Annotated in this window: 16 protein-coding genes and 2 pseudogenes; 12 read left to right on the top strand and 6 right to left on the bottom strand. The window is 61.6% G+C overall.

The window, feature by feature from the left end; all coding sequences use genetic code 11:
* The first annotated feature begins 44 nt into the window (after nt 1-44).
* From Q8P46_01170 to Q8P46_01160, 3 genes and pseudogenes are all read left to right on the top strand, one after another.
* A complete protein-coding gene (locus Q8P46_01170) occupies nt 45-650 on the top strand; it encodes a hypothetical protein (protein MDP2618782.1) in 606 nt (201 codons plus the stop codon).
* Between the two features lie 320 nt (nt 651-970).
* Nucleotides 971-2,764, top strand: a complete 1,794-nt coding sequence (locus Q8P46_01165; GenBank protein ID MDP2618781.1) for an OmpA family protein — start codon at nt 971-973, stop codon at nt 2,762-2,764.
* 70 nt (nt 2,765-2,834) lie between these two features.
* Nucleotides 2,835-2,987: pseudogene (locus Q8P46_01160) on the top strand (IS6 family transposase).
* 117 nt (nt 2,988-3,104) lie between these two features.
* Here the strand turns inward: Q8P46_01160 and Q8P46_01155 are convergent.
* Entirely contained in the window at nt 3,105-4,178 is a 1,074-nt protein-coding gene (locus Q8P46_01155; GenBank protein MDP2618780.1) for a TRAP transporter substrate-binding protein, read from the bottom strand.
* Between the two features lie 141 nt (nt 4,179-4,319).
* Between Q8P46_01155 and Q8P46_01150 the strand changes: the two genes are divergently transcribed.
* Nucleotides 4,320-6,794: an ATP-binding protein gene (locus tag Q8P46_01150; GenBank protein ID MDP2618779.1), complete on the top strand. Its 2,475-nt coding sequence runs from the start codon at nt 4,320-4,322 to the stop codon at nt 6,792-6,794.
* Here Q8P46_01150 and Q8P46_01145 read toward each other — a convergent pair.
* A complete protein-coding gene (locus Q8P46_01145; protein ID MDP2618778.1) occupies nt 6,748-7,407 on the bottom strand; it encodes a response regulator transcription factor in 660 nt (219 codons plus the stop codon). The two genes, Q8P46_01150 and Q8P46_01145, sit on opposite strands and share 47 nt — an antisense overlap.
* Before the next feature lie 313 nt (nt 7,408-7,720).
* Between Q8P46_01145 and Q8P46_01140 the strand changes: the two genes are divergently transcribed.
* The 4 genes and pseudogenes from Q8P46_01140 to Q8P46_01125 all read left to right on the top strand — a co-directional run bounded on the left by Q8P46_01140 (nt 7,721) and on the right by Q8P46_01125 (nt 10,626).
* Nucleotides 7,721-8,218 carry a hypothetical protein gene (locus Q8P46_01140; protein MDP2618777.1) on the top strand — a complete coding sequence of 166 codons (498 nt, stop codon included), beginning with the start codon at nt 7,721-7,723 and terminating at the stop codon, nt 8,216-8,218.
* A gap of 479 nt (nt 8,219-8,697) precedes the next feature.
* The gene (locus Q8P46_01135) at nt 8,698-9,165 is read left to right on the top strand and encodes a hypothetical protein (protein MDP2618776.1); all 468 of its coding nucleotides are present in this window, start codon (nt 8,698-8,700) and stop codon (nt 9,163-9,165) included.
* A gap of 250 nt (nt 9,166-9,415) precedes the next feature.
* The gene (locus Q8P46_01130; protein ID MDP2618775.1) at nt 9,416-9,910 is read left to right on the top strand and encodes a hypothetical protein; all 495 of its coding nucleotides are present in this window, start codon (nt 9,416-9,418) and stop codon (nt 9,908-9,910) included.
* A 443-nt stretch (nt 9,911-10,353) separates the two neighbouring features.
* A pseudogene (locus Q8P46_01125) lies at nt 10,354-10,626 on the top strand (transposase).
* 149 nt (nt 10,627-10,775) lie between these two features.
* On the opposite strand, the gene Q8P46_01120 reads toward Q8P46_01125, so the two are convergent.
* Nucleotides 10,776-11,552 carry a hypothetical protein gene (locus Q8P46_01120; protein ID MDP2618774.1) on the bottom strand — a complete coding sequence of 259 codons (777 nt, stop codon included), beginning with the start codon at nt 11,550-11,552 and terminating at the stop codon, nt 10,776-10,778.
* A 747-nt stretch (nt 11,553-12,299) separates the two neighbouring features.
* Between Q8P46_01120 and Q8P46_01115 the strand changes: the two genes are divergently transcribed.
* From Q8P46_01115 to Q8P46_01105, 3 genes are read left to right on the top strand one after another with little or no spacing between them, the layout of a single operon-like run.
* Nucleotides 12,300-13,322, top strand: coding sequence for a GDP-mannose 4,6-dehydratase (locus Q8P46_01115; protein MDP2618773.1), 1,023 nt, complete (start codon nt 12,300-12,302; stop codon nt 13,320-13,322).
* Nucleotides 13,323-13,380: 58 nt separating this feature from the next.
* A complete protein-coding gene (locus Q8P46_01110; GenBank protein MDP2618772.1) occupies nt 13,381-14,661 on the top strand; it encodes a glycosyltransferase family 2 protein in 1,281 nt (426 codons plus the stop codon).
* A complete protein-coding gene (locus tag Q8P46_01105) occupies nt 14,658-17,468 on the top strand; it encodes a DUF3131 domain-containing protein (GenBank protein MDP2618771.1) in 2,811 nt (936 codons plus the stop codon). The genes Q8P46_01110 and Q8P46_01105 overlap by 4 nt, the downstream gene beginning before the upstream one ends.
* Before the next feature lie 141 nt (nt 17,469-17,609).
* Here the strand turns inward: Q8P46_01105 and Q8P46_01100 are convergent, their stop codons facing one another.
* A complete protein-coding gene (locus Q8P46_01100; protein MDP2618770.1) occupies nt 17,610-18,308 on the bottom strand; it encodes an IS6 family transposase in 699 nt (232 codons plus the stop codon).
* 73 nt (nt 18,309-18,381) lie between these two features.
* Complete coding sequence (locus Q8P46_01095) at nt 18,382-19,074, bottom strand: helix-turn-helix domain-containing protein (GenBank protein MDP2618769.1); 693 nt, start codon at nt 19,072-19,074, stop codon at nt 18,382-18,384.
* Between the two features lie 158 nt (nt 19,075-19,232).
* On the opposite strand from Q8P46_01095, the gene Q8P46_01090 reads away from it, so the two are divergent.
* Complete coding sequence (locus tag Q8P46_01090; GenBank protein MDP2618768.1) at nt 19,233-20,669, top strand: FAD-binding oxidoreductase; 1,437 nt, start codon at nt 19,233-19,235, stop codon at nt 20,667-20,669.
* A 323-nt stretch (nt 20,670-20,992) separates the two neighbouring features.
* Here Q8P46_01090 and Q8P46_01085 read toward each other — a convergent pair.
* Nucleotides 20,993-21,460, bottom strand: a 468-nt coding sequence (locus Q8P46_01085) for a translocation/assembly module TamB domain-containing protein (protein ID MDP2618767.1), incomplete at its 5' end; no start/stop codon positions are given.

Genomic DNA, 21,460 nt, shown 5'->3' with positions numbered 1-21,460 from the left:
ATCGTGAAGAAAGCGGTCTTGGCGAGCATCGGCGTTGAAAGGTCATGATAACGCAACATTCATATCGCGGCGGCCTTTCAGGGATTCTGTTGCTCGCCGCCGTCGCGGCAACCTCCGGCCTCCCCGGCCCAAGTTGGTCGACCACCGGCGCCGAGGCGATCGGCAGCAAGCTCGTCGCCCAGTCGGAGCACGCGCTCGCCCTCCAGGTCGTTGCGCACAGGCTCCAGGGCGAACCGCGGGACGGGCGGCTGCGCGTTTCCTCGCTCGGATCGGGTCACCCGGTGATGCTGAGCCGGCCGCTGTTGTTGAAATATGACGAGGCCAATCGGATAGCCGGCTGGATCGCCAGCCTGCAGAAGGACGTTCATCATCGCATGAGCGACACCATCGACACCATGTCGTTGGTCGAAGTCACCCAAGCCGAGGCGGTTCTGCAGCCCCTCGCCTTCGCCATCGACCGGCGCTGGTTCGCCGTTGAATATGTGGACCTGCGCCATTTCGGCCGCATGGCCATGTCGAAGTCCGATGCGGTCCGCGGTCTCGTCGCGCAGACGGCCTGCCGTTTCATGTCGCGGCTGACCGCAACGCCCAGCAATTCGGGAACCTGCGCCGACGGTCCAGAGAGGGCGGTCGTGGTCGCGCGCCGGTAATGCCGGTCTCAGGCATCAACGGCGCCGCAAAAAGAGGGGCCAGGTGGTCCTTTCGATGTGAGCAATTCTGCACAGTCTTCCACCCTGGCATAGGCGTATCTTAAATGGCGCGGAAGGGTCGTCCCCTCCGCCCTGACAGCCGAAGCCCGTTAAGGGCGTCCACCACCCTTTTTCCGAAATTGCCGCCGATCGCGCATGGAACCTTACCGCATGCGGGGCGTTGAAGTGGCGGGTGCGGACGCTTGTTACTGCCTCTGCTCGCAGACGGGGGCGTCACGCGTGAAGGCTTAGCTCACTTGGACCCGACGGAGAATGGATCGATGAACCACAAGCTCATTCCAATCGCATCGCTGACGGCAATCTGCCTTCTGGCCGTCCCCGGCATCGCCTGGTCCTTAGACGGTTCGCCACGGGAACGCTTGACGGTCGCACAATCCGACGCCAGAACGGCATGCGAGGCGAAAGCTCTTCACGACGGTTTGAGCGCGGAAGAGATACAACGCCGGTGCGCCGAGACCGGCGCCCCGGCCGAGGCGCCGCCGCCGCCGAACGCGGCGGTTCCCGAGCCGCCGGCTCCGTCTCCGCAGCCTCAGGCCCAGCAGCCGGCTCCGTCTCCGCAGCCTCAGGCCCAGCAGCAGCCGCAGCGGCCCGGCATGGCCCAGCGGCAGGCGCCGGCGGCGGCCGACAGGAGAGCCTGCGAGGCCGCAGCCCGGAAGCAGGGGCTGAGCGAGGATGAAATGAAGCGGCAGTGCGCCGAGCCTCAGGCCGAACCTCAGCCCGTGGCCGAGCCTCAGGCCGAACCTCAGCCCGTGGCCGAGCCTCAGCCCGAACCTCAGCCCGTGGCCGAGCCTCAGGCCGAACCTCAGCCCGAGGTCGCGCCGGCTCATCCGGAGGTTCAGGCCGAACCTCAGCCCGAGGTCGCGCCGGCTCCGCCGGAGACTCAGGCGCAACCCGCTCTCCCGGCCGAGCCGCAGACCGACGAACCGCCGGCTCAGGAACTGACCGCCGACCAGCCGCCGCCAGCCGCCGCGCAACAGGATTCCGTCGTCGAAAAGCAGCTCGAGACCCAGGGCGACCAAGAAGAGGCGAAAAACTTCCGCGCGCTCCGCAAGCACTTGAGCGAGGAGCGCAAGGCGGTCGAGGAAGAGCAGATTGGCGAGGAAGGCACGACGGAGGGACAGCAGCAGGCCGCCCCTTCCGCCGCCGGCCAGGACGGAAGGCGAGACGGCGACCGGCGGCGTCCCGTGTCCGAGGAGGCAAACGTCGTCGAGGATTTCGGCGCGCGCTTCATCATCCAGCTCGGCAGTCAATTCATCATCCGCCAGGATGAGGCGACCGAGACCGAACGCTTCCTCTACCGCGCTCGCGACGCCGAGGTCGAGAATCTGAGAGGCGGACGCACGCGCACGACCATAACCCGCGACGACGGCGTGAAGATCGTCACCGTGCGCGACCGCTATGGCGACATCATCATCCGCACCCGCATCGACCGCCGCGGCCGCGAGATTGTCCTCATCGACAATCGTGACTTCTACGAGGGCGACCGGCGTCCGCAGTTCCGCTACGACATCGTTCTGCCGCCGCTCAGGATCGGCATCCCGCGCGAGCAGTACATCGTCGAGACAAGGCGGGCGGACCGCCGCGCCATCCGCGTGGCGCTGATGGCGCCGCCGGTGGAGGAGATGGAGCGGGTCTACGCGCTGGAAGAGGTCCGCGCCAACGCGCGGTTGCGCGACAAGATGCGCCGAGTCGACCTCGACACCATCACTTTCGACTTCGGCAGCGCCAGCATCTCGCCGACGCAATTCGGCGCACTGGCGATGGTCGGCGAGGCGATGGCCGACGTGCTGAGGGAAAGGCCGGACGAGGTCTTCCTGATCGAGGGACATACCGACGCCGTCGGCAGTGACTACGCCAACCTGCTGTTGTCCGACCGCCGCGCCGAGGCCGTCGCGGTTGCGCTTTCCAGCAACTTCTTAATCCCGCCGGAGAACCTGATCACGCAGGGTTATGGCGAGGAGTTCCTGAAGATCCCAACCGAGGCAGCGGAACGGGAAAACCGTCGCGTCGCGATCCGGAGGATTACCGAACTGATCCGCGCCCCAGGGGTCTGACGGCAGATAGGCCGGCAGGTCTCTCTTGGGAGATGAGCCGAGAGCTCGAACTCGCCAGTTGCGTTGGCGGATGAGAAATCCCTTCCGCTACTTCAAGACATCGCCCGAGGTGATCCGCCTTGCGGTGATGCCGTATGTCCGCTTTCCGCTGTCGTTGCGCAATATTGAGGATCTGCTGCACGAGCGCGGCATCGATGTGAGCCACGAGACGGTACGGTTTTGGTGAGCCCGGTTCGGCCCGATCTTCGCCGCACGGATACGGCGCAAGCGGGCTCAAAGTCTGCGCGCTTTGCCTCAATGGCGGCGGCATCTGGACGAGGGTTTTTTGTTCGCACCAACGTCAGCCGAACGCGCGGATGCCCAGATAGGCGCCTTCGGAGACATCACTCCACTCCCCAATCAAAGTTCGAAACTCCAAGTGGCTTCGGTATATCTTTCTGGAGAGATCGTCGCCGGAGCCTGCCTCGGCCACCACGTCCTTGCTGATCTCGGCGAATGTCTTCAGCATTGCATCGTTAAATTTTCGAATCTTGACGGTACCCTCCGCCCTTAGTTGGCGCAGCGCCAGGGCGTTATTGGTGTTGAACTCCGCGAGCGAAATTGCGTACTCGCCCGCGGCAGCTATCTCGATGAGCCGCCGGTCGCCCTCATCGAAACTCTCCCACACGCGCTTGTTGATGCCGAGCGCCAGCGCGGTACCCGGCTCGTGCCAGGCGGGATAGTAGTAGAAGTTGGCCGCCTCGTGCAGTCCCATGGCCGTGTCGAGCCAGGGCCCAACCCATTCACAGGCATCGACAGCGCCGGATTGTAACGACTGCACGATGTCAGCGCCCGGCACGAGCACGACGATCGCGCCCAGCCGGCGATACACCTCGGCACCGAGCCCCGCCATCCGGTAGCGCAGTCCTTCGAACCCCTCCGTCGAGGCGATCTCGTTCACGAACCAACCGCCCATCTGCGAGCCGGTACTGCAACTAAGAAACGGCTTGACGTCAAATTGCCCGCTCAACGCATCCCACAGCTCCTGACCTCCTCCGAACCGGACCCAGGCAAACAACTCGTTCGCGGTAAAGCCGAATGGAACGCCTGAGTAGAAATGAAACGCCGGCGATTTCTTCTCGAAGTAGCCGATGTGCGAATGAAACATGTCGGCGACGCCGGCTTGCACGGCGTCGAAGGTCTCCAACGGCCGCACGACCGCTCCGGCCGGAGAAACCTCGATCCTGATACGCCCCTGCGAGGCATCGGCAATCGTGTGGGCCAGGCGCCGCGCACTGGGCAGCATGCCCGGTGCATCGGGATAGTCGGTCACCATCGTGAGGTGCCGAATTCCCTGCGCGATTGCCGGTGCCGGGAACCGCAAGTTCGCTGCCGCCGCTAGCCCGGCGCCGGCCAGAATATCCCTGCGCCTCATTGGCTTCCCTCCGGTTTGCTTCAACGGTTCATCGAGCGTAATGCTAATCTAACATACAAAGCTCGGAAGTACGGTTCGGCTGTGACCACATCGGATTCCGAAGGTACGAAGAATTCGGCGCGCCGGGCTTGGAACCTCGGGGTGCGCGCGCGGCTGTTGCTCGCGTTCTTCGGGATCAGCGCCTTCGCCGTATTGGCCGCCGCCGCGGGGATTTACGCCTTCCGCGAGGTCGGTGGCCGTCTCGATGTCGTAGATGCGCGCATCCCTCCCACCCTTTCGGCACTCGAACTCTCGCGCTCGACCGAACGCATCATCGCCGCGGCCCCCGCGCTGTTGGCGGCGACCGACCGCAATCGACGCGACGAAATCAAGGCCGCACTCGTCTCAGAGGTCGGGCGCTTGAACGCCAGGCTCGCCGATCTGAAAGGCGATGATGCCGGGCTCCTGCCGCTGTTGCAGATCGAGCCGATCGTTTCCTCGCTGACGGCCAACCTCGCGAGCCTCGAGGACCTGGTCGCGGGCCGGCTCGAGACCAGCGAGCGCATCAGAACCCTGCGACGCGGCGTCTTCCAGACCAATGACGAGACGCAGCGGCTTCTGGCGCCCTGGCTGGAGGTCACGGGCAGCCAGATCGCGACGCTCGTCGAGGCTCGCGAGGCAGGCCCGACCGGCCCCGGCGACCAGCCACGACGGCTGGCGTCGCTGATTGAGCTGCAGCGGCTGATGCGAACCGCCCAAGCGCAGGTCTCCGCGCTCGCGGACATGCTGGCCGAAGCCTCCACCACCGATCAGCCTCGACGTCTTCCGATTCTCGCCTTCCAACTCGGCCTTGCGCTGCGCGACCTCGAAGCGACGGCGGCCGGGCTCGATCCCAAGCTGCGTCCGCTGTTCCTGGAGCAGGCGGCAAAGCTGCGGGAGTTCGCCGAGGGAACGAACGCGATCGCGGAAGCCCGCAAGCAGGAACTCGCGCTGGTCGGGGAAGGCGAAAGGCTGCTCACCGAGACCGGCAGACTATCGGCGCAACTCACCGCCGCGGTCGACCAGCTGGGGAGCGCGGCCAAGCGGGACATCGGCGAGGCGATCCGCGATGCGCTGTCCGTACAGCGGCTGAGTACCCGCGCCCTTGTCGTCGTCGTCGCGCTGAGCCTGCTGAGCTCGGTCCTGATCGTGTGGCTCTACGTGGGCGGGAATATCGTCCGCCGTCTCACCGCGCTCAGCGACGGCATGCTCGCCATCGCCGGCGGCGGCCTTCATACACCCGTCGCGGTGGAAGGAGCCGACGAGATCGGGGCGATGGGCCGAGCAGTCGAGATCTTCCGCCAGAACACTTTGGAACGTGACGGGTTGCTGGCCGAGAAAGCACAGGCGGCCGATCGTCTTGAAAAGGAAGTCAAACAGCGCACGGCTGAGGTGGAAGAAAAAAGCCGGCAGCTCGAGATCGCCAACAAGTACAAGTCGCACTTTCTCGCCTCGGCGAGCCACGATCTGCGCCAGCCGCTGCATGCCCTGACGCTGTTCGTGGCCCAATTGCGTACCGAATCCGACCCAGAAGAACGCAACCGGCTCGTCGCCCGCATCAACGCCGCTGTGGGTTCGATGAATGAACTTTTTGAGGCTCTTCTCGACATGTCCAAGCTCGAAGCCGGCGCGCTTGAACTGAACTTGAGCGAATTTCCGATCGAACCGCTGCTCACGCGCATGGAGACGACTTTCGCCGAGGCCGCACTCGAAAAGGGGCTGCGCTTGGGCGTGGTGCCGAACAGCGCTTGGGTCCGGAGCGATTTTATTCTCCTCGAACGAATCCTGTTAAATCTGGTGTCCAACGCCGTGCACTACACGACGCACGGTGGCGTGGTGGTTGGCTGCCGCCGCCGCGGTGGTCGATTGCGCATCGATGTCTGCGACAGCGGAGCTGGCATCCCGGAGGAACAGCAGCGGAAAATATTCGGAGAGTTCGTTCAGCTGGCGGCTCCGAAGCTGGATCGCCGCGGCGGGCTCGGCCTTGGACTTTCGATCGTCGACCGCCTGGGCCGCCTTCTCGACCATCCGATTGAAGTGAATTCGCGGGTTGGCAGGGGATCGCGCTTCTCAATCACCGTCCCTTTGTCAGCTACTCGCAGCGAGGCGACCGAGGTCCCGGTCCCGCTTGCGACGATCGCTGATCCAGCACGCGGCAAAGTCATCATCGTGATCGATGACGATGCGCTCGTGCTCGACGGCATGGGCGGAATCCTCCGAAGCTGGGGCTGCGACGTGGTCACCGCCGAATCCGGGGAAACGGCGCTAGCGAAACTGGCAGCGCAACGACTCAAGCCGGACCTCATCATTTCGGATTATCGACTGGCCAATGCGAAGACCGGCATCGGGGCCATTGAGCAGCTTCGCGGCGAACTTGGCGCCGCGATCCCGGCCTTTCTCATCAGCGGCGACACCGCACCCGAGCGGTTGCGCGAGGCGAGCGCGAGCGGCTACCACCTGCTGCACAAGCCGGTGCCGCCGATGCGGCTCAGGGCCATGCTCAACCAGTTGCTGAAAGCGCGAGATGCCGCCGACGCGGCGCCGACCCGGCCTACTCGCGCTCGCGCGGCGCGACACCGAGCGCCCCGGCCGCAATGACCGCCTCGGTGCGGTTGCTGGCTTTCAGCGCCTTGAGAATCGCGGTGACGTGATTCTTCACCGTCGGCTCGGCAATGTCGAGCACGCGGCAGATCGCCTTGTTGCTCTTGCCCTCCATCATTAGGACCAGCACGTCCATTTGCCGGCCGGTAAGGCCGAGTTCGGCGGCCGAGACCGGCTTCCCCGATCGGGCTGGCATCGCCGGCTTCAGCCCCGGGCGGGCAAGAATCTCCGGCGGCACATAGATGCCGCCGGCGAAAATGAGATTGAACGCGCTCAACATGACCTCGCGCCGCGCTGACTTCGGAATGAAGCCCAGCGCGCCGAGATCGAGCGCCTTGGCCACATGGTCGCGCTCGTCGCTGGCCGAGAGCACGACCACGGAGATCGCAGGATGGCGCTGGCGCAATTCGGCGAGCACTTCGAAGCCGCTGCGGTCGGGAAGGTTCAGATCGAGCAGAATCAGCTCGAGATCGGGGTTCTCGGCAATCCGCTGCATCGCCTGGCGCGAATCCGGTGCCTCGACGATCGCAGCATCTTCCTTGAGTTCCTTCAGGACGCCGCGCAGCGCCTCGCGGATCAGCACATGATCGTCGACGACGAGGATCTTCATCGGGTGTCCCCAGCTCTTTGCCGGCCCCGACCATACTTCAGGACCAGGAGCAAAGCACGCCCTCGGCAATCCGGCGCCGCGCCGGATTTCCATTGGCCGCCCGCGGCTTGGGGCGAGGCCCGGCGCTCGGCCAGCGCCTTCGGTAGCAGGACGCCTGGATGATTCATTTTGCCGCCGCCCGCCGACATATTCCTCATACGAGCTGCATGCACTGAGCGGGCGCGCGGAATGCTCGCCCTACCGCAGCCGCTGGAGCAGGGCGCCAATCGTTGTGGTCGGCGCTGTCAACTAGCTCCATACCAAGGAGAGTATCATGAAGACGTTTCTGATTGCATCGACTGCTGCCGTGCTGATGAGTGGTTCCCTCGCATATGCAGAGGATCCGTTCATCCCGTATGACGATCACCGCACGCAAGCGCACGTCGCCGACGTCGGCTATGTTCCGCCGGAAGTTATTGCTGCCCAACGCCTGGATACCCTGAGTCGGCAACAGCGCTTGGCAGCCTCTCGTGCTGTCGCCGACGTCGGCTATGTTCCGCCTGAGGTTATTGCTGCCCAACGCCTGGATACCCTGCGTCGGCAGCAGCGCTCAGGAGGCTCTCACGCGGTCGCCGATGTCGGCTATGTTCCGCCCGAATACCTTGCCGAGCAACGCCTTGAAGCCCTGCGTGAGGAGCGGCGCCTTGCCCGCCGTCTTGCTGCCCTGCGTCAGGCGCGGCTCTTATATTCGCGTCCTGTCGCCGATGTCGGCTATGTTCCGCCCGAATTTGTTGCCGCCCAGCGCCTTGCTTCCCGGCGTATCGACGAGTAACTGGGTCGGCTGCAATCGCTGAGCGGCAGTTCGGTGTGGAATTCCAGCACCGCCGCAAGCAGCGCGTTCTTCCTCTGAAGTGATCGAAGAGGGTGCGGTTCGCGATGACCGCACCCTCCCCGATTACGTTACCCCCATCCGGGCCAAGCCCTTGCTGTAGATGGCGAGCAGGCGGTTTCCAGAATGCGCTTGGCGCCGCCAGCTTCTCGCGGATCAGGACGTGATCGCCGGCGACCAGATCATCATCGGGTGCCCCGGCGCTTGGCCGGGTTCCGGCCATACTTCAGGACCAAGATCAAAGCACGCCCCTGGCAATCCGGCGCCGCGCTGGATTTCCGTTGCCAGGCAATGGCTTGATCGCCCGGCGGGCGCGGCCGCGACCTTCGTCGCAAGACTCCTGAATGATTCACGGAACGCAATCCGCCCGACAAACTTGCGACCGAAGCCGACACGCGTCGGCCCAGTTTCGGAGGTTAGCCATGCAGATGCTGCTCACGGCGATCGTGACCTGGCTTTCCATCAACTTCGGCCTGCCGGCGATCTACGAGCATCCGCGCGTGGAGTTCGCGTCCGCGGCGAAGATGGCGGAAGTCCGCTACGGCCGGCTTGCATCGATTCGGCCGGACCGCGTTGCCGCCGAGGCCGGACACTCGGCCCCGCCCGAATTCGGCCACGGCGTTCAGGCGATCTACGACGACCGGAGCCGGACGATCTACCTGCCCGAAGGATGGACCGGCGCGACGCCCGCCGAAGTCTCCGTGCTCGTGCACGAGCTGGTCCATCACCTGCAGAACATTGCGGAACTGAAATATGATTGTTCCGGGGCGCGCGAAAAGCCGGCCTACCGCGCGCAGGCGCGCTGGCTGGAGGTATTCGGCAAGAACCTTGTCGATGAATTTGAACTCGACGCCATGACGATTCTCATGCGTACGAGCTGCATGCACTGAGCGGGCGCGGCGGTAAGCGCACCCTACCGCGGCCATACTTCAGAACCAGGACCAAAGCATCCCCCCGCCCGACGTCAAGTCAAGCGCAGATTCCTTGGCGAACAACGCTTTTTCCCCTTCGGCGGGCCGTGCCGCGACCAAAGTCGCAGGACGCCTGGCTGATTCACTTCCGGACGACACGCGGACAAACTGCGCTGGCCAATCGGGACCAAACCACTCTCGCTTCGGGCAACAATGGAAGGAGCAAGTTATGAGATCGTCATTCATTTTAGCCGTCGCGGCTGCGGCCGCCATCGTCGGGAGCAGCGCCCTCGCCGAACCTGTGTCCGTCGAAGTCATGCTCACGCCGCAGGAACAGTTGAAGTTCGAATTCGCCGATGGATCGAAGCACTTCGTCCTTGCTGTTCGGCGCGAGGGAAAGGCCGAGGGTTCGGGAGCGTTCGCCGGTGCGGCGGTCACGGAGATCGGGTGGCACGACATTAATCCACCCGTCTCGGGCGACCCTCAGGGCTATCTGCAAGTGACCGCGGAAAACGGCGACGTCGCCATATTGCGCTGGACGGTGAAGGCCACGTTCGTCAAAGGTGCGGAAGGGAAACCAGCGCTTTTCAACAATGGCTTCTGGGAGCTGGTCAGCGGCACGGGTCAGTTCCAAGACAAGCATGGCGTCGGCTCGCTGGTGATTAAGCCCCAAGGCGGTCCGAACCTGTTTATCCTGGACGGCGAGGTCGGGGACAAGGTCTGAGGATCTTCCGACTTCGCGGCCACGCACGAGGCCGCCCGCTCGCCCCCGCGTTACCAAGGGCGCGCTCGCGGACGGCTTCGCCACCGCCGGGCTACACCATCATCCGGGGGACGTGACCGCCTGGTCCCCGAAAAGGCCCGACAGAGACGAACGGCCAATTTGCCCGAAAGCGGCGCCGAACCCGCGTTTCTAAGCCAGATGACCCGACGAAGAAGCCCGCCAACCCGCGGAAATAACGGGCTTTTTCCAGGAGTGCGCTGGAGACGCCCGGAAACAGGAGACTGGGTGGTGGTGGGTGCAGTCTGGGGCGAACCTGTCTCTGCCAAAATTCCCAGTTCTATGGGAATTAACTGGGAATTTTTTCGAAATCGAGCCCATCTGCCGTCCTGTATGACCTATAAGTATCGGGAATCCCTGACGAAAATCGCAAATTCCCATGGCAAATTAACTGGGAATTCGAAAAGCGAAACTGGGAATGGGCTGGAGTGAACTGGGAATTTGATGGTGGGCAAGGGCGCGCATGGTTCCTGTTCCTCCCGCCCTACAGCCCCGACTTCAATCCGATCGAGAACGCATTCACCAAGCTGAGGGCCCTCCTCCGCAAGGCCGCTGAAAGAACCGTAGACGGCCTTTGGGACGCCATCGGCCACATCATCGAGCTCTTCACACCGCAACAATGCGCCAACTATTTCGCCACCGCAGGATACGATCCGGATCAAGGCGAATCCGCTCTAGGTGGTCCGCTGTCCCCCACTTTCCAGACGTGTTGCTGCTGTACTCGGAACGGAAGCTATGTGCCAAAACCGGCTGTTCTTGTGAGATTTCTGACAATCCAAACGGTGTTTGACCCAGAATCCAACTCTCCCTATCCAGCGACGCCACTTTGGTCCGCTGGCGGTTCAATTATCTCTAGATGATTAAAGTCCATTTCATATCTTGAGTTCACGAAATTGGCGGAGATTGCAATCACGCCAACACAGATTACGAACCAACAGAGCAAGTAAACAGACCATCCGAGAAATTCGTCGTCTAATCCCAGGTGTGCAATGACAAGTACAGACACAAACAGAAAAACAAAAAATAAACTGAAAGCGAGCAATAGCAATCCGACAAGTATTGTGTTGTATGCCTTACCGTGCGGCGATATTGTGAATCCATTTTTTCGCCCAATTATAACACTCTCTCTCGCATACTTTAAAAATAATTGCACTGGCATCCTCGATGCCACGACGATATCTTCATCAATAAGATTTTGGGCAGATAGCTGTTTTACTATAGACTGAATCACACCCTCGTAAATTTGAATGGATAAAAAGAGATAAGGCAGCCACATCAGAGTCAAAGCAGACAGGACAAGGCTGATTTCCAGAAATCCTGGAACTTCGGCGATGGACGCTCCAGTCCCTGGAATTTTGATGTTTCCGCCCTGCCACGCCACAAACGATAGAAACACAAGCAAAACTAGAATCTTGAGGGTCTGTGTTTGTTGGTTTTCGAGGTGTTGCCGTTGTTCAATGAGACCTTCAATCACCTTCTCATTGATCACGTCCAAGCCAAGTCGCTTTTGGCGGCGGATTTCGTCTGCCGCTGTCATTCTGGCGAGGACATTTATGGTCATTTTAAGATATTCTTTTTCGGGCATGGACACAGGCCTCCGGCATCTTAACGCCGGCATTGAAAAATGTTCTGAAGGACCTGTCCATTGGTATTTCCTGGTCCTCGCATATCAGCTGCGCAGTTGGGAAAGCCGCGACGACAGCATCGGGTCAACTCCCGCCCAAAACTCCGGGTGCCCGGTGGTTCCGCTCTCCGCCCCAAAGCGGTCGCAGACAAGCCTAACGTCCGTTGAGCACCGTATTGCTGACGACCTGGCCGAACGGTGCCGACGGGCAAAATCTGCCAACAGCGGATGTTTACAATGAAGGAACGTATCAGCCGTTCTTAGCCATTGGCCGACGTTCGCGCATGTCCACAAATACCATTAATTGCTATTAAAATTAAGCGGGACATCGTAGTCTCCAATATGAAGTCACGTCTGTAATTAAGGCAGAAACACGTGAAATTATGAGTGGCGTGTTGTATTACAAGAGAACGATAATTCTCTTATATATAATAAGCGCGACAGAATATGGTTTTACGGTATTTCCTATTGGCAAGAACAAGAAATATCTATAATAAACTTAGACATTTGTAGTCATTCAATCAGCCAGACATTCGAACGCAATTCATCCCGCATCCATCGGCGCGTTAAAGTTAACGAAAGGTTTCGCTCCGGCGGGACTATTCCCGCGGGTAGTTTAGTTTTACATAAAATTTGATGTGACGAACGGGCTGAGGGAGGCCCGCATCGCACAACATGACTGCTGGTTCATGTATGCGTGTGCGTAGAATGACGGTCCAAGTGCTCATTGCCGGGGGTGCCGGTTTCATCGGAAGCAATCTCGCGAGGATGCTTGTCGACGACAGTGCGGCAGTCGATTGCGTCGACAATCTGATCACCGGCAGAATCGAGAGTATCCGCGACTTGCTGGGCCGGCCGAACTTTCGATTCATCGAGGGAGATATCGCGGATCCTCGAATCCTTGCGCGCCTGCTTAGGCGCCGTTACACCGAGATATACAATCTTGCCTGTCCGACGGGCGTGCCGAACATCGCCATCCTTGGCGAGAATATGCTGGTCACATCGTCCGTTGGCTCGCTCAATCTCCTCAAGGTAGCCCGTTGGTCGAAGGCGCGATACCTCTTTGCCAGCACCGCCGAAGCCTATGGCGACCCCAAGGTCTTTCCGCAGGCGGAAACCTATGTCGGCAATGTCGATCCGGTTGGGCCGCGCAGCGCCTATGAGGAGGGCAAGCGTTTCGGCGAGGCGCTGACGGTCTTCTACGCCCGCAAGTTTGGCGTCGACGCCCGCATCGTTCGGATCTTCAACACCTTCGGGCCCAACATGTCGCCCGACGACCAGCGCGTCATTCCTCAGATGTTGAGACGTGTCATCAATCACGAACCGGTGGTCATTTTCGGCGATGGTTTGCAGACGCGAACGTTCCTGCACGTGGACGATCTCATCGAGGGTTTCGTCCGGATGATGCAAAAAGGCGGCTCGGGCGAGGTCTACAATATCGGCGGCGACAAGGAGCTCAGCATCCTCGAACTGCTCGACATCGTCCGATCGGTAGTCGATGTCGATGTCACGCCGACGTTCAAAGAACATTTCATTGCCGACCATGCCAGGCGCTTGCCCGATCTAAGCAAAGTCAAGGCGCTGGGCTGGCGTCAGAAGATATCGATCCGCGCCGGCATCGAGACGACTTATGCTCATATGCGACAGGCACTAACGTCGCGTCCCTCCGATGCAGTTGGCCGCGCGGGCGACAAACTGGCCGCAACCGCAGCCGCCGGCATGGCTGTCTAGGCGAAAGAGGGGGCGGGACCCATTCGGCCGCCACACGCGTCTGTCGGACGGAGCTTCGATGACCGATCAAGCGATCATCAATCTGGCCCTAATCGTGCTGAGCGCTTCGCTCGGACTTAACATTGCGTTCTGGTGCGCGATCGGGCTTCTTCGCTTTATTGCGGAAAGGTTTGTGAGCCATCATCCTCAGCCATCGACCCGACTGAGAGTGGCCGATGTCGCGGCTGTCATCCCCGCATACAACGAAGAGGTCGCGCTGCCGAAATGCATCCGCGCCCTGACGAAAATCATGCCGGCGAGCCAGATCTATGTGGCGAGCGACGGCTCGAAGGATCGGACCGTTGCAATCGCCAGGTGGCTGGGCTGCCAAGTGCTCGACATCCAGCCGAACCGGGGCAAGGCGCAGGCGCTCGCGCTGGCGATCAAGGAGCATCGCCTTTGCGACGCCTATGAGGCGGTCCTCATCCACGACGCCGATTCGGAGATCGATCCGCACTATCTCGATCATGCGCTGCCGCTTTTCGACGACCCCGAAGTTGTCGTCGTCGCCGGACATGTTCTTTCGCGCTGGCAGAACCAGCGATGCCCGAGCCGTGGGATGCTGTTCACCGCGTATCGCACCCGGCTCTACCGGATCGTGCAGGCGGTATTCCAGTTCGGCCAGTCGTGGAAGTGGACGAGCGTCAGCTATATCGCTCCGGGCGTAGCCAGCATCTATCGCACGTCGGCCCTGAAGAGGATCAACATCGCGGCGCCAGGGCTGGTCATCGAAGACTTCAACATGACGTTTGAGGTCCAGCACAAGCGGCTTGGCCGCATCGCCTACTCGCCCCGCGCACGCTGCCTCACCGAGGATCCTTTCCGCCTCACCGATTACCGCAAGCAGGTCAGTCGCTGGTATCTCGGATTCTGGCAGACCGTGTGGCGGCACGGCGTATGGTGCGGAAAGTTCTGGGCGGCTCTCGGTCCCATTCTCATAGAGCTTCTGATCTTTTGTGCCTTCTCGCTGATTTTGCCGGTGATGGCGGTCCTGCAGCTGGCGTTCGGGATCGACAGCCTCGCCTTTTCGCTGAGCGATCTGTCGATCCGGCCGGTCTCGCCGCTCTATCTGCTGGCCCTCTTCCTTTCCTTCGATTACGCGCTGACCATGTTGGTCGCTGTCATCGACCGCCGCTTCGCCATGCTGGTCTATGGCATTGCGTTTCCAGCTCTGCGTCTTCTGGACGCGGCACTTTTCCTGGGCGCTCTCCTCAGGTCTTTCTCCTACCGATCGGAGGGACGTTGGATAAGTCCGCAGCGGCGGCGTGAGGCATCCGTTGGATCGGAGCAAAGACTATGAACATTACCCGGCGCGCTGCGCTTCTGGGTGGTCTGAGCCTCCCGCTGGTCGCAATAGCAATGCGCAGCGGCGCGTCCGGTGCGACGGCTGAGACGCTGCCCAATCCGCTTATCGTGGCAATCACCGGCGGCAATGCCGATTCCGCGCCCCGCCGGCTTGCCGCTCTCCTTGCGCCCTTGCTGGAGCGGACGATCGCGGTGACGCTTGGTATTGCGCCGATAAGCGAGGGCGTATCGCGGCTTGAGCCCCGGTCGAAGTTGGCGCAGCAACTTCGCACTATGGCCGACACCTTTCCCGACTTGCTCGAACTGGCCATCGACGCTCAAACCGTCTTCTCTGAGGACCCCTACTTCCAGCTCAGGCAGGCGAGTATCGCCCAGGCCGCGTTTTCCTGGGCCATGAACACCCGGGGCGATTATGAGAAACAGCCTCTTCTAACTGCGCTAACCCTCATCACTTCCTCTCCGCTCCGCTCTTCAGAGGATCTAGCGGGCGTGCGAGCGGCCGGAATCCGCACGGCGATCCGCGTGCCCGGCGATGAGGGGTCCAGATTGAGAAACCCCGTGCTGAGCGGCGGTTACATCATGACGTCGACCGGGCTCGCCAATACGTTCGGCGATGACGCGACGACGACGCTGTCGGAGGCAGTGGCCGGCCAGCCGCGCCCGCCAAGGGCAATCCAGAAAGGCATCCAGATCGCGGCAGCGAAACACGACCCGATCATCGTCCATATTCCGCTTTCCTCCGTCGACAGCCTCAGCGACATCGACTTGTCGGCCTACGCGACGGAATTGGCGAAAGTGCTCGCCGCCGCACGAGATCAGGGAACGGTCCGCTGCGTTCTGCCCCATGATCTCTACGTCCAGTCGCGTCAGGGCCCCTCCCGCTACGTAATCGTCCGAGTGGATGATTATCACCTCAGCCCTGCGACAGATGTCGCGCATCGCGAATTCACCAGCGACCTGTTGCGAGCCGGAATTCCTTTGACCGAAGCGGTCATTCCCGGCGGCCAAAACTCTCTTGGCGCCGACGGCATCTCCAAGGCCCATATTGAAGGGCTGCTCAGCAATCCGAACTACGACATCGCCACCCATGGATTGAATCACACGGCCGAGGAGTTCGTCGGCCTTTCCTCCGATGAGAGCGGCGATATGCTCAGGCGGGCAACCAGCGAGATGTACCGGGCGACCGGGAAGCTGCCGATGACCTTCGTTCCGCCGAACAACGCCTTCGACGCAGCGACCCTTTCGGCCCTGGAGACATGCGGCGTTCCGATGCTGAGCGCCGACAAGCACGACTACAAATGGATCTGGGGGATGGGTCAAGGCGGCATCCTTCAATTGTCGAACACGGTCGCATTCGAGAAAGGCTGGGATGGTGAGGTCCCGTATTTCGAAACCGGGGAGGTCCTGAAATTTTTCGGCTCGCGGAACGACGCGGTATTCATGATCCACCCCGTAACGCTGAACTTGCCGGAGAAAAGGCACAAGGTGATGGATACTCTCGCGGCACTCGCTTCGCTACCGGGAACGCAGTTGACGAATTTCGAGTCCTATTACAAAGCCGTGACCCCCGAAATGCCGGTGCTGAAGCTTGTTCAGTCAGCCCGCGCACGCACCGTCGTAACCGATGCCGGAGCCGCGACCGTGACCGCTGATATGGAACGGAAGCTGAAGCAGGATGCCGCTGTCGCCTGGCAGTATTTCGAGCGCGGAACCGCGAAAAATGACGGCATGGCTCCTGCGACCGCATGGGAGGAGGCCGGCAAGCTTCAGGGCTACGCGTTTGCGACCATGTGGGACATTGGATCATTCATAATGGCGAATGTGTCGGCGCACCGGATCGGATTGATCGACCAGACCCGCTTTGAAACCTCGATACAGCGGATCATCGATTTTCTTGGCCGGTCAGCCTATCGCTACAAGGCTGTAAATCTGCCGGAAGCTGAAAGACCGATTGGCAGGGAACGCGGCCAGCGGAAAGGGTTTGATTCGGCCGACGTCGGCCGGTTGCTGATTACCCTGAAGATTCTCGACCGATACACGGAACAAAGTTTTCCAGTCGCGGATCTGGTGACCACATGGGGTCTGCAGGCCTCGATAATTGACGGCGACATGCACGATATTGGCACCCGCACGACGACCTCGGTGCAGCAGAATTCCTATGCCCACTACCCGGCACGCGGCTTCAGGCTTTGGGGCGTCGACGTCAATCCGGTTTACCAGGAGCGCAATCCCCTCGCGGATATGGACGCCACCCTGCGCTTCCTCGAGGAGGTCCGCAGCCGCGGCCGCATTGCGACCGAGCCCAGCACCACCGAGGAGGTCGAGCTCGGCGCATCGGCATACGGCAAGATCATCGCCGACGTCCTCCACGCGGCGCAGATCAAGCGATACGAGGAGACCGGCATTCCGACGTGCGTGTCGGAATGCCCGATCGATCAGCCGCCCTGGTTCACCTATCAGGGCTATCAGATCGGCGGGAATGGCGGCACTTGGGTTGTCGATGCCCCCTCGCCAAGCGGCAAGAGGCAGATAATCAGATTGGGTGACGCAATTCGCCTCGTTAGCACCAAGGGTTGTTTTCTCTGGCTCGCGACGCGACCTGACGCCTACTCGCAAATGCTGTACGCGCTGGCGCGGGAAAAGGGACAAACAAACGGTTTCGGCTTCGCTTCCGGCATCTATGAGGCCACTCGAGAGCCGACCATCCATTCCGACGTCAACACCAATGGCATCATTCTGGAGGCGATTGCCTACATCATCAACGGTCGCAGCCCTCTCATGACCCTCTCCCGACAAGATTAGGTGATGAATGGGTAGGGGGCATACGGCCCTGGGTGGTTTGAAGCCGCGAGGCGATATGAGGGCAAAGCGGTCTTGCATAGATTGCAGGGAACTGACACGTTAACTGGGCTGAGCGGCAGAAATCCCCAGCCCGACCGTCAGTCACGCAGCCGCGGTCGCCGCTGCCCACGTCTGGTGAGCCTCGGCCCGAAACTGGCGGAGGGTCGGTCGGCGGATCAAATGGCGTTGGAGGTTAAAGACGTTGGAGACGGCGGCGCGGGTGGAAAGGAACCTCTGGGCTGAGCCCTGCGACTTAAATTTCTGCTGTTTTCGTTCTCGTCGTCGAATGTCCAAGTGTGAGTTTTCCGCCCGATTGTCGGCGTGCATGCCGCCTGGTCGATGTCGGTCCCCCAGCCCCAAGATCCTGGCCGCGGCGCGGTATGAGGCGAGCTTGTCGGTGACGATGGTCTCGGGATGGATTCCCCGATGCTTGAGCAACTTTCTCAGCAATTTCAGCGCTGCAGCTTTGTTTCGGCGCTTCTGGACCGGAACGTCCAGGACCTCGCCCCCATCGTCGACAGCCCGCCACGGGAACATCCGCCGGCCGCCGATCTTCACCACCATCTCGTCCAGATGCCACCGACTGGTCGGCGGCAATCGCCGCCGCCGCAGATTGGCAGCCATCAACGGCCCGAACTTCAAGGCCCAGCACCGAATGGTCTCATTGCTGACCTCAACGCCCCGCTGGGCGAGCAGCTCCTCGACATCCCGAAGGCTCAGCGTAAATCTGAAATAGAGCCATACCGCGTAACGGATGACGTCCGCCGGAAACCGGTGACGTTTGAATGAGATCGGATTCATGATTCCTCCCCGGCCGGGGTCACTGTACGGCCCCGAACCGGAGAAAAGTTAGCCTTAACCTGCCAGCACACATTCACGCGACGCGGCGCGGTTCCTTCGCAAATGGACTGAGCCCCAGCCAGTCCTGCATGGAGGTCGCGATCTCGCGCTTACCGTCGAAAATGATCCGGCTCTTCGCTGCAGCGACCCGTTCGATACCCATCCAGATCGCCGTCATCGTGCGCAGATCCGTTGTGACATAAAGATCGACCTCGAAGCCGGGATCGGCCGAGCACAGATCGACCTCGCCGGTCGGCTCTACCACCAACCACCAGTTCTGGCGGGCGGGCGCAAGTTCGGAGTAGCGAAACTGAACCACTGAGCGGGCGGCGGGCAGCGGCGTTGGATTGAGGTTTCGGCGCATGTCCCACATCAGCAGCGAGGGGTCGAGATTCTTCAGAGAAACCTGCGATTCGACCCATCGCTGGCCCCAGATGCCCACTGCTTCGATCACCGGTTGCAGATCGCGTCCCGCAGGCGTCAGACGATAATCGTAGACGCCGCGCTCGCCCCGGACGCGCATCCGTTCAATGATGCCGCTGCTTTCAAGCTCTTTCAGCCGTTGCGACAACAGCGTCGGCGACATCCGCGGCACGCCGCGCCGCAGATCATTGAATCGGCTTGATCCGGCCACGAACTCACGCAGCAGGACCATTGTCCAGCGGGTGCACAGCACTTCTGCCGCCATCGCGACCGGGCAGAATTGTTGGTAGCTTCCATGTGTCATGCAATCATCCTTTGTCTGCGGGAAGGATCGGGGAACCGCCGGGCCGCGCATAGTCCAGAAACTGTATCGCTCGGTCCAGTCCCTTCACTGGACCGTGCGCAGTGGCCGGGCGCAGGCTGACGGGATTATATTCATTCTAACATGAAGGAGGTTATCCGATGACTTTTTCCCTCAAGACCCTTGGCGGCGGCACGAAGCGCATCGACGATGCGGCACTCGCTGCCCTGCGGGCCGACCTGCGCGGCAGCGCCCCGCTGCCCGGGGAGGCCGGTTATGAAGAGGCGCGCACGATCTGGAACGGCATGGTGGACCGCAGGCCGGGCCTCGTGATCCGGGCACTTGGGACAAACGACATTCGCACGGCGGTGAACTTTGCCCGCGAGAACGACCTGCTCATGGCGATCCGGGCGGGCGGCCACCAGATCGCGGGGCATGCGGTGATCGACGGCGCGGTTCTGCTAGACCTGTCGCTGATGCGGTCGGTGCATGTCGATCCTGCGGCGCGCAAGGCGCGGGTAGGGGCAGGATGCCTGCTGTCGGACGTGGATTGCGAGACGCAATTGCATGCGCTGGCGGTCCCGGTTGGCGTGAATTCGACGACCGGTATCGCTGGGCTGACGCTGGGTGGCGGCTTTGGCTGGATCACCCGCAAATACGGCATGACCATCGACAATCTGCTGTCGGCGGAGATGGTGCTGGCTGATGGCAGCATCGTCCGCGCCAGTCCCGAAGATCACCCGGACCTCTTCTGGGCGATCCGGGGCGGCGGCGGCAATTTCGGGGTGGTGTCCTCGTTCGAATTCGCGCTGCATCCGCTCGGCCCGCAGGTGATGTCGGGTTTGATTGTGCATCCGATCGCGGACGCGCCCGACCTGCTGCGCGGATTCCGCGAGATATGTGCGAACGCGCCAGAGGAACTGACCGTCTGGACCGTGATGCGCAAGGCACCCCCACTGCCGTTCCTGCCAGAAGAATGGCACGGGCGTGAGGTACTGGTCTTTGCCGCATGCTATGCGGGCGACATGGCCGAAGGCGAAAAGGCCATGGCGGGGTTGCGCGCCTTGGGCAATCCCATCGCCGACGTGATCTCGCCGCATCCCTTTACCGGCTGGCAGGCGGCCTTCGATCCGCTACTGACGCCCGGCGCACGCAACTATTGGAAAAGCCATGACTTCATCAACCTCTCGGACGTGGCCATATCGCTGATCGTGGACGCCATCGGCACATTGCCGGACCCGCAGTCCGAGATATTCATCGCCCATGTCGGCGGCGCGATGGCCCGTGTCGCCCCCGACGCAACCGCCTTTCCGCAACGTGCAGCGCACTTCACGATGAACGTGCATGCGCGCTGGTCGGACGCTGCGAAGGATGCGGCCTGCATCGGCTGGGCGCGGGACTTCTTTGATCGCACAGCACCGCATGCAGCTGGCTCGGTCTATGTTAACTTCATGCCCGAGGACGAAGTGGGAAGGATTGGCGCAGCCTATGGCGGCAACATGGACCGTTTGTGCCGGATCAAAGCAAAATATGACTCCGCCAACCTATTCCGTGCGAACCACAACCTACTAGCAGCAGCAGCGCCGGCGGCGGAATAGAAGATTAAGGGGGCGGGACTGTCGCGACCTGCCGTGGCTTCTCGCCCCTCTGGCCTTCGTGCGAAGCGTCATCGATAGCACGAAATGCGATCGACAGTGCCGGTTTCGAGAAGGGACGATTGAGGCAGGGCGACTTGGCTCGTAATTGCGAGGATTTCGCATGAACAATAATGTCTTGGTGAATATGTTCCTGATAAAGGACATGGTTCAGCTCGACCTGAGGTGCGATGCGGTCAGGCCAGCCACGGAATTGATGAGGGCAATGCGCCGTTCGCTTTCGATGCCGTTTCGCCGCCCCTTTTCGCAGCGCGAGCCGCTCGAACTCAATATTCCTGCTCGTAGAAAATGCCGAGGCTGGTGTCGCGTGTTCCCGCCGTGCCGCGCAGCTTGAGTTCCGGGGTGACGTCCAGATTAATCGTCGCGTCGGCCGATTCCTCGCCGGCTTGCACGCCGAGATAGACGTTCTCGTTGATATAGGTCCCGGCCTCGACCCCGATGCCGCCGCCCTGCTGCGTAACAATGTCGAGATTGTCGAGGCCGGTGGTCGCGCGGATGCGGTCGAGGATCGGCGAATTGCCCCCGCCGCCGGCAAGCTCCGCGGCGGCCGCCGCCAGCCGCGCGATCTGCAGCGGCGAAAGGTCGGTGACGCTGCGGCCGAACAGCAGCCGCGCCAGAATCTCGTCCTGCGGCAGGTCCGGCGCCGAGGAGAAGGTGACGTCGGGGTCCGACGCGCGTCCGCGCACGCTGACGGTCACGGTGATGTTGTTGTTGCGGGTCGTCCCGACAAAATC

The organism is Hyphomicrobiales bacterium, assembly GCA_030688605.1.
In the GTDB taxonomy this organism is placed as follows: domain Bacteria; phylum Pseudomonadota; class Alphaproteobacteria; order Rhizobiales; family NORP267; genus JAUYJB01.
This window is presented reverse-complemented; position numbering and strand designations above follow the sequence as displayed.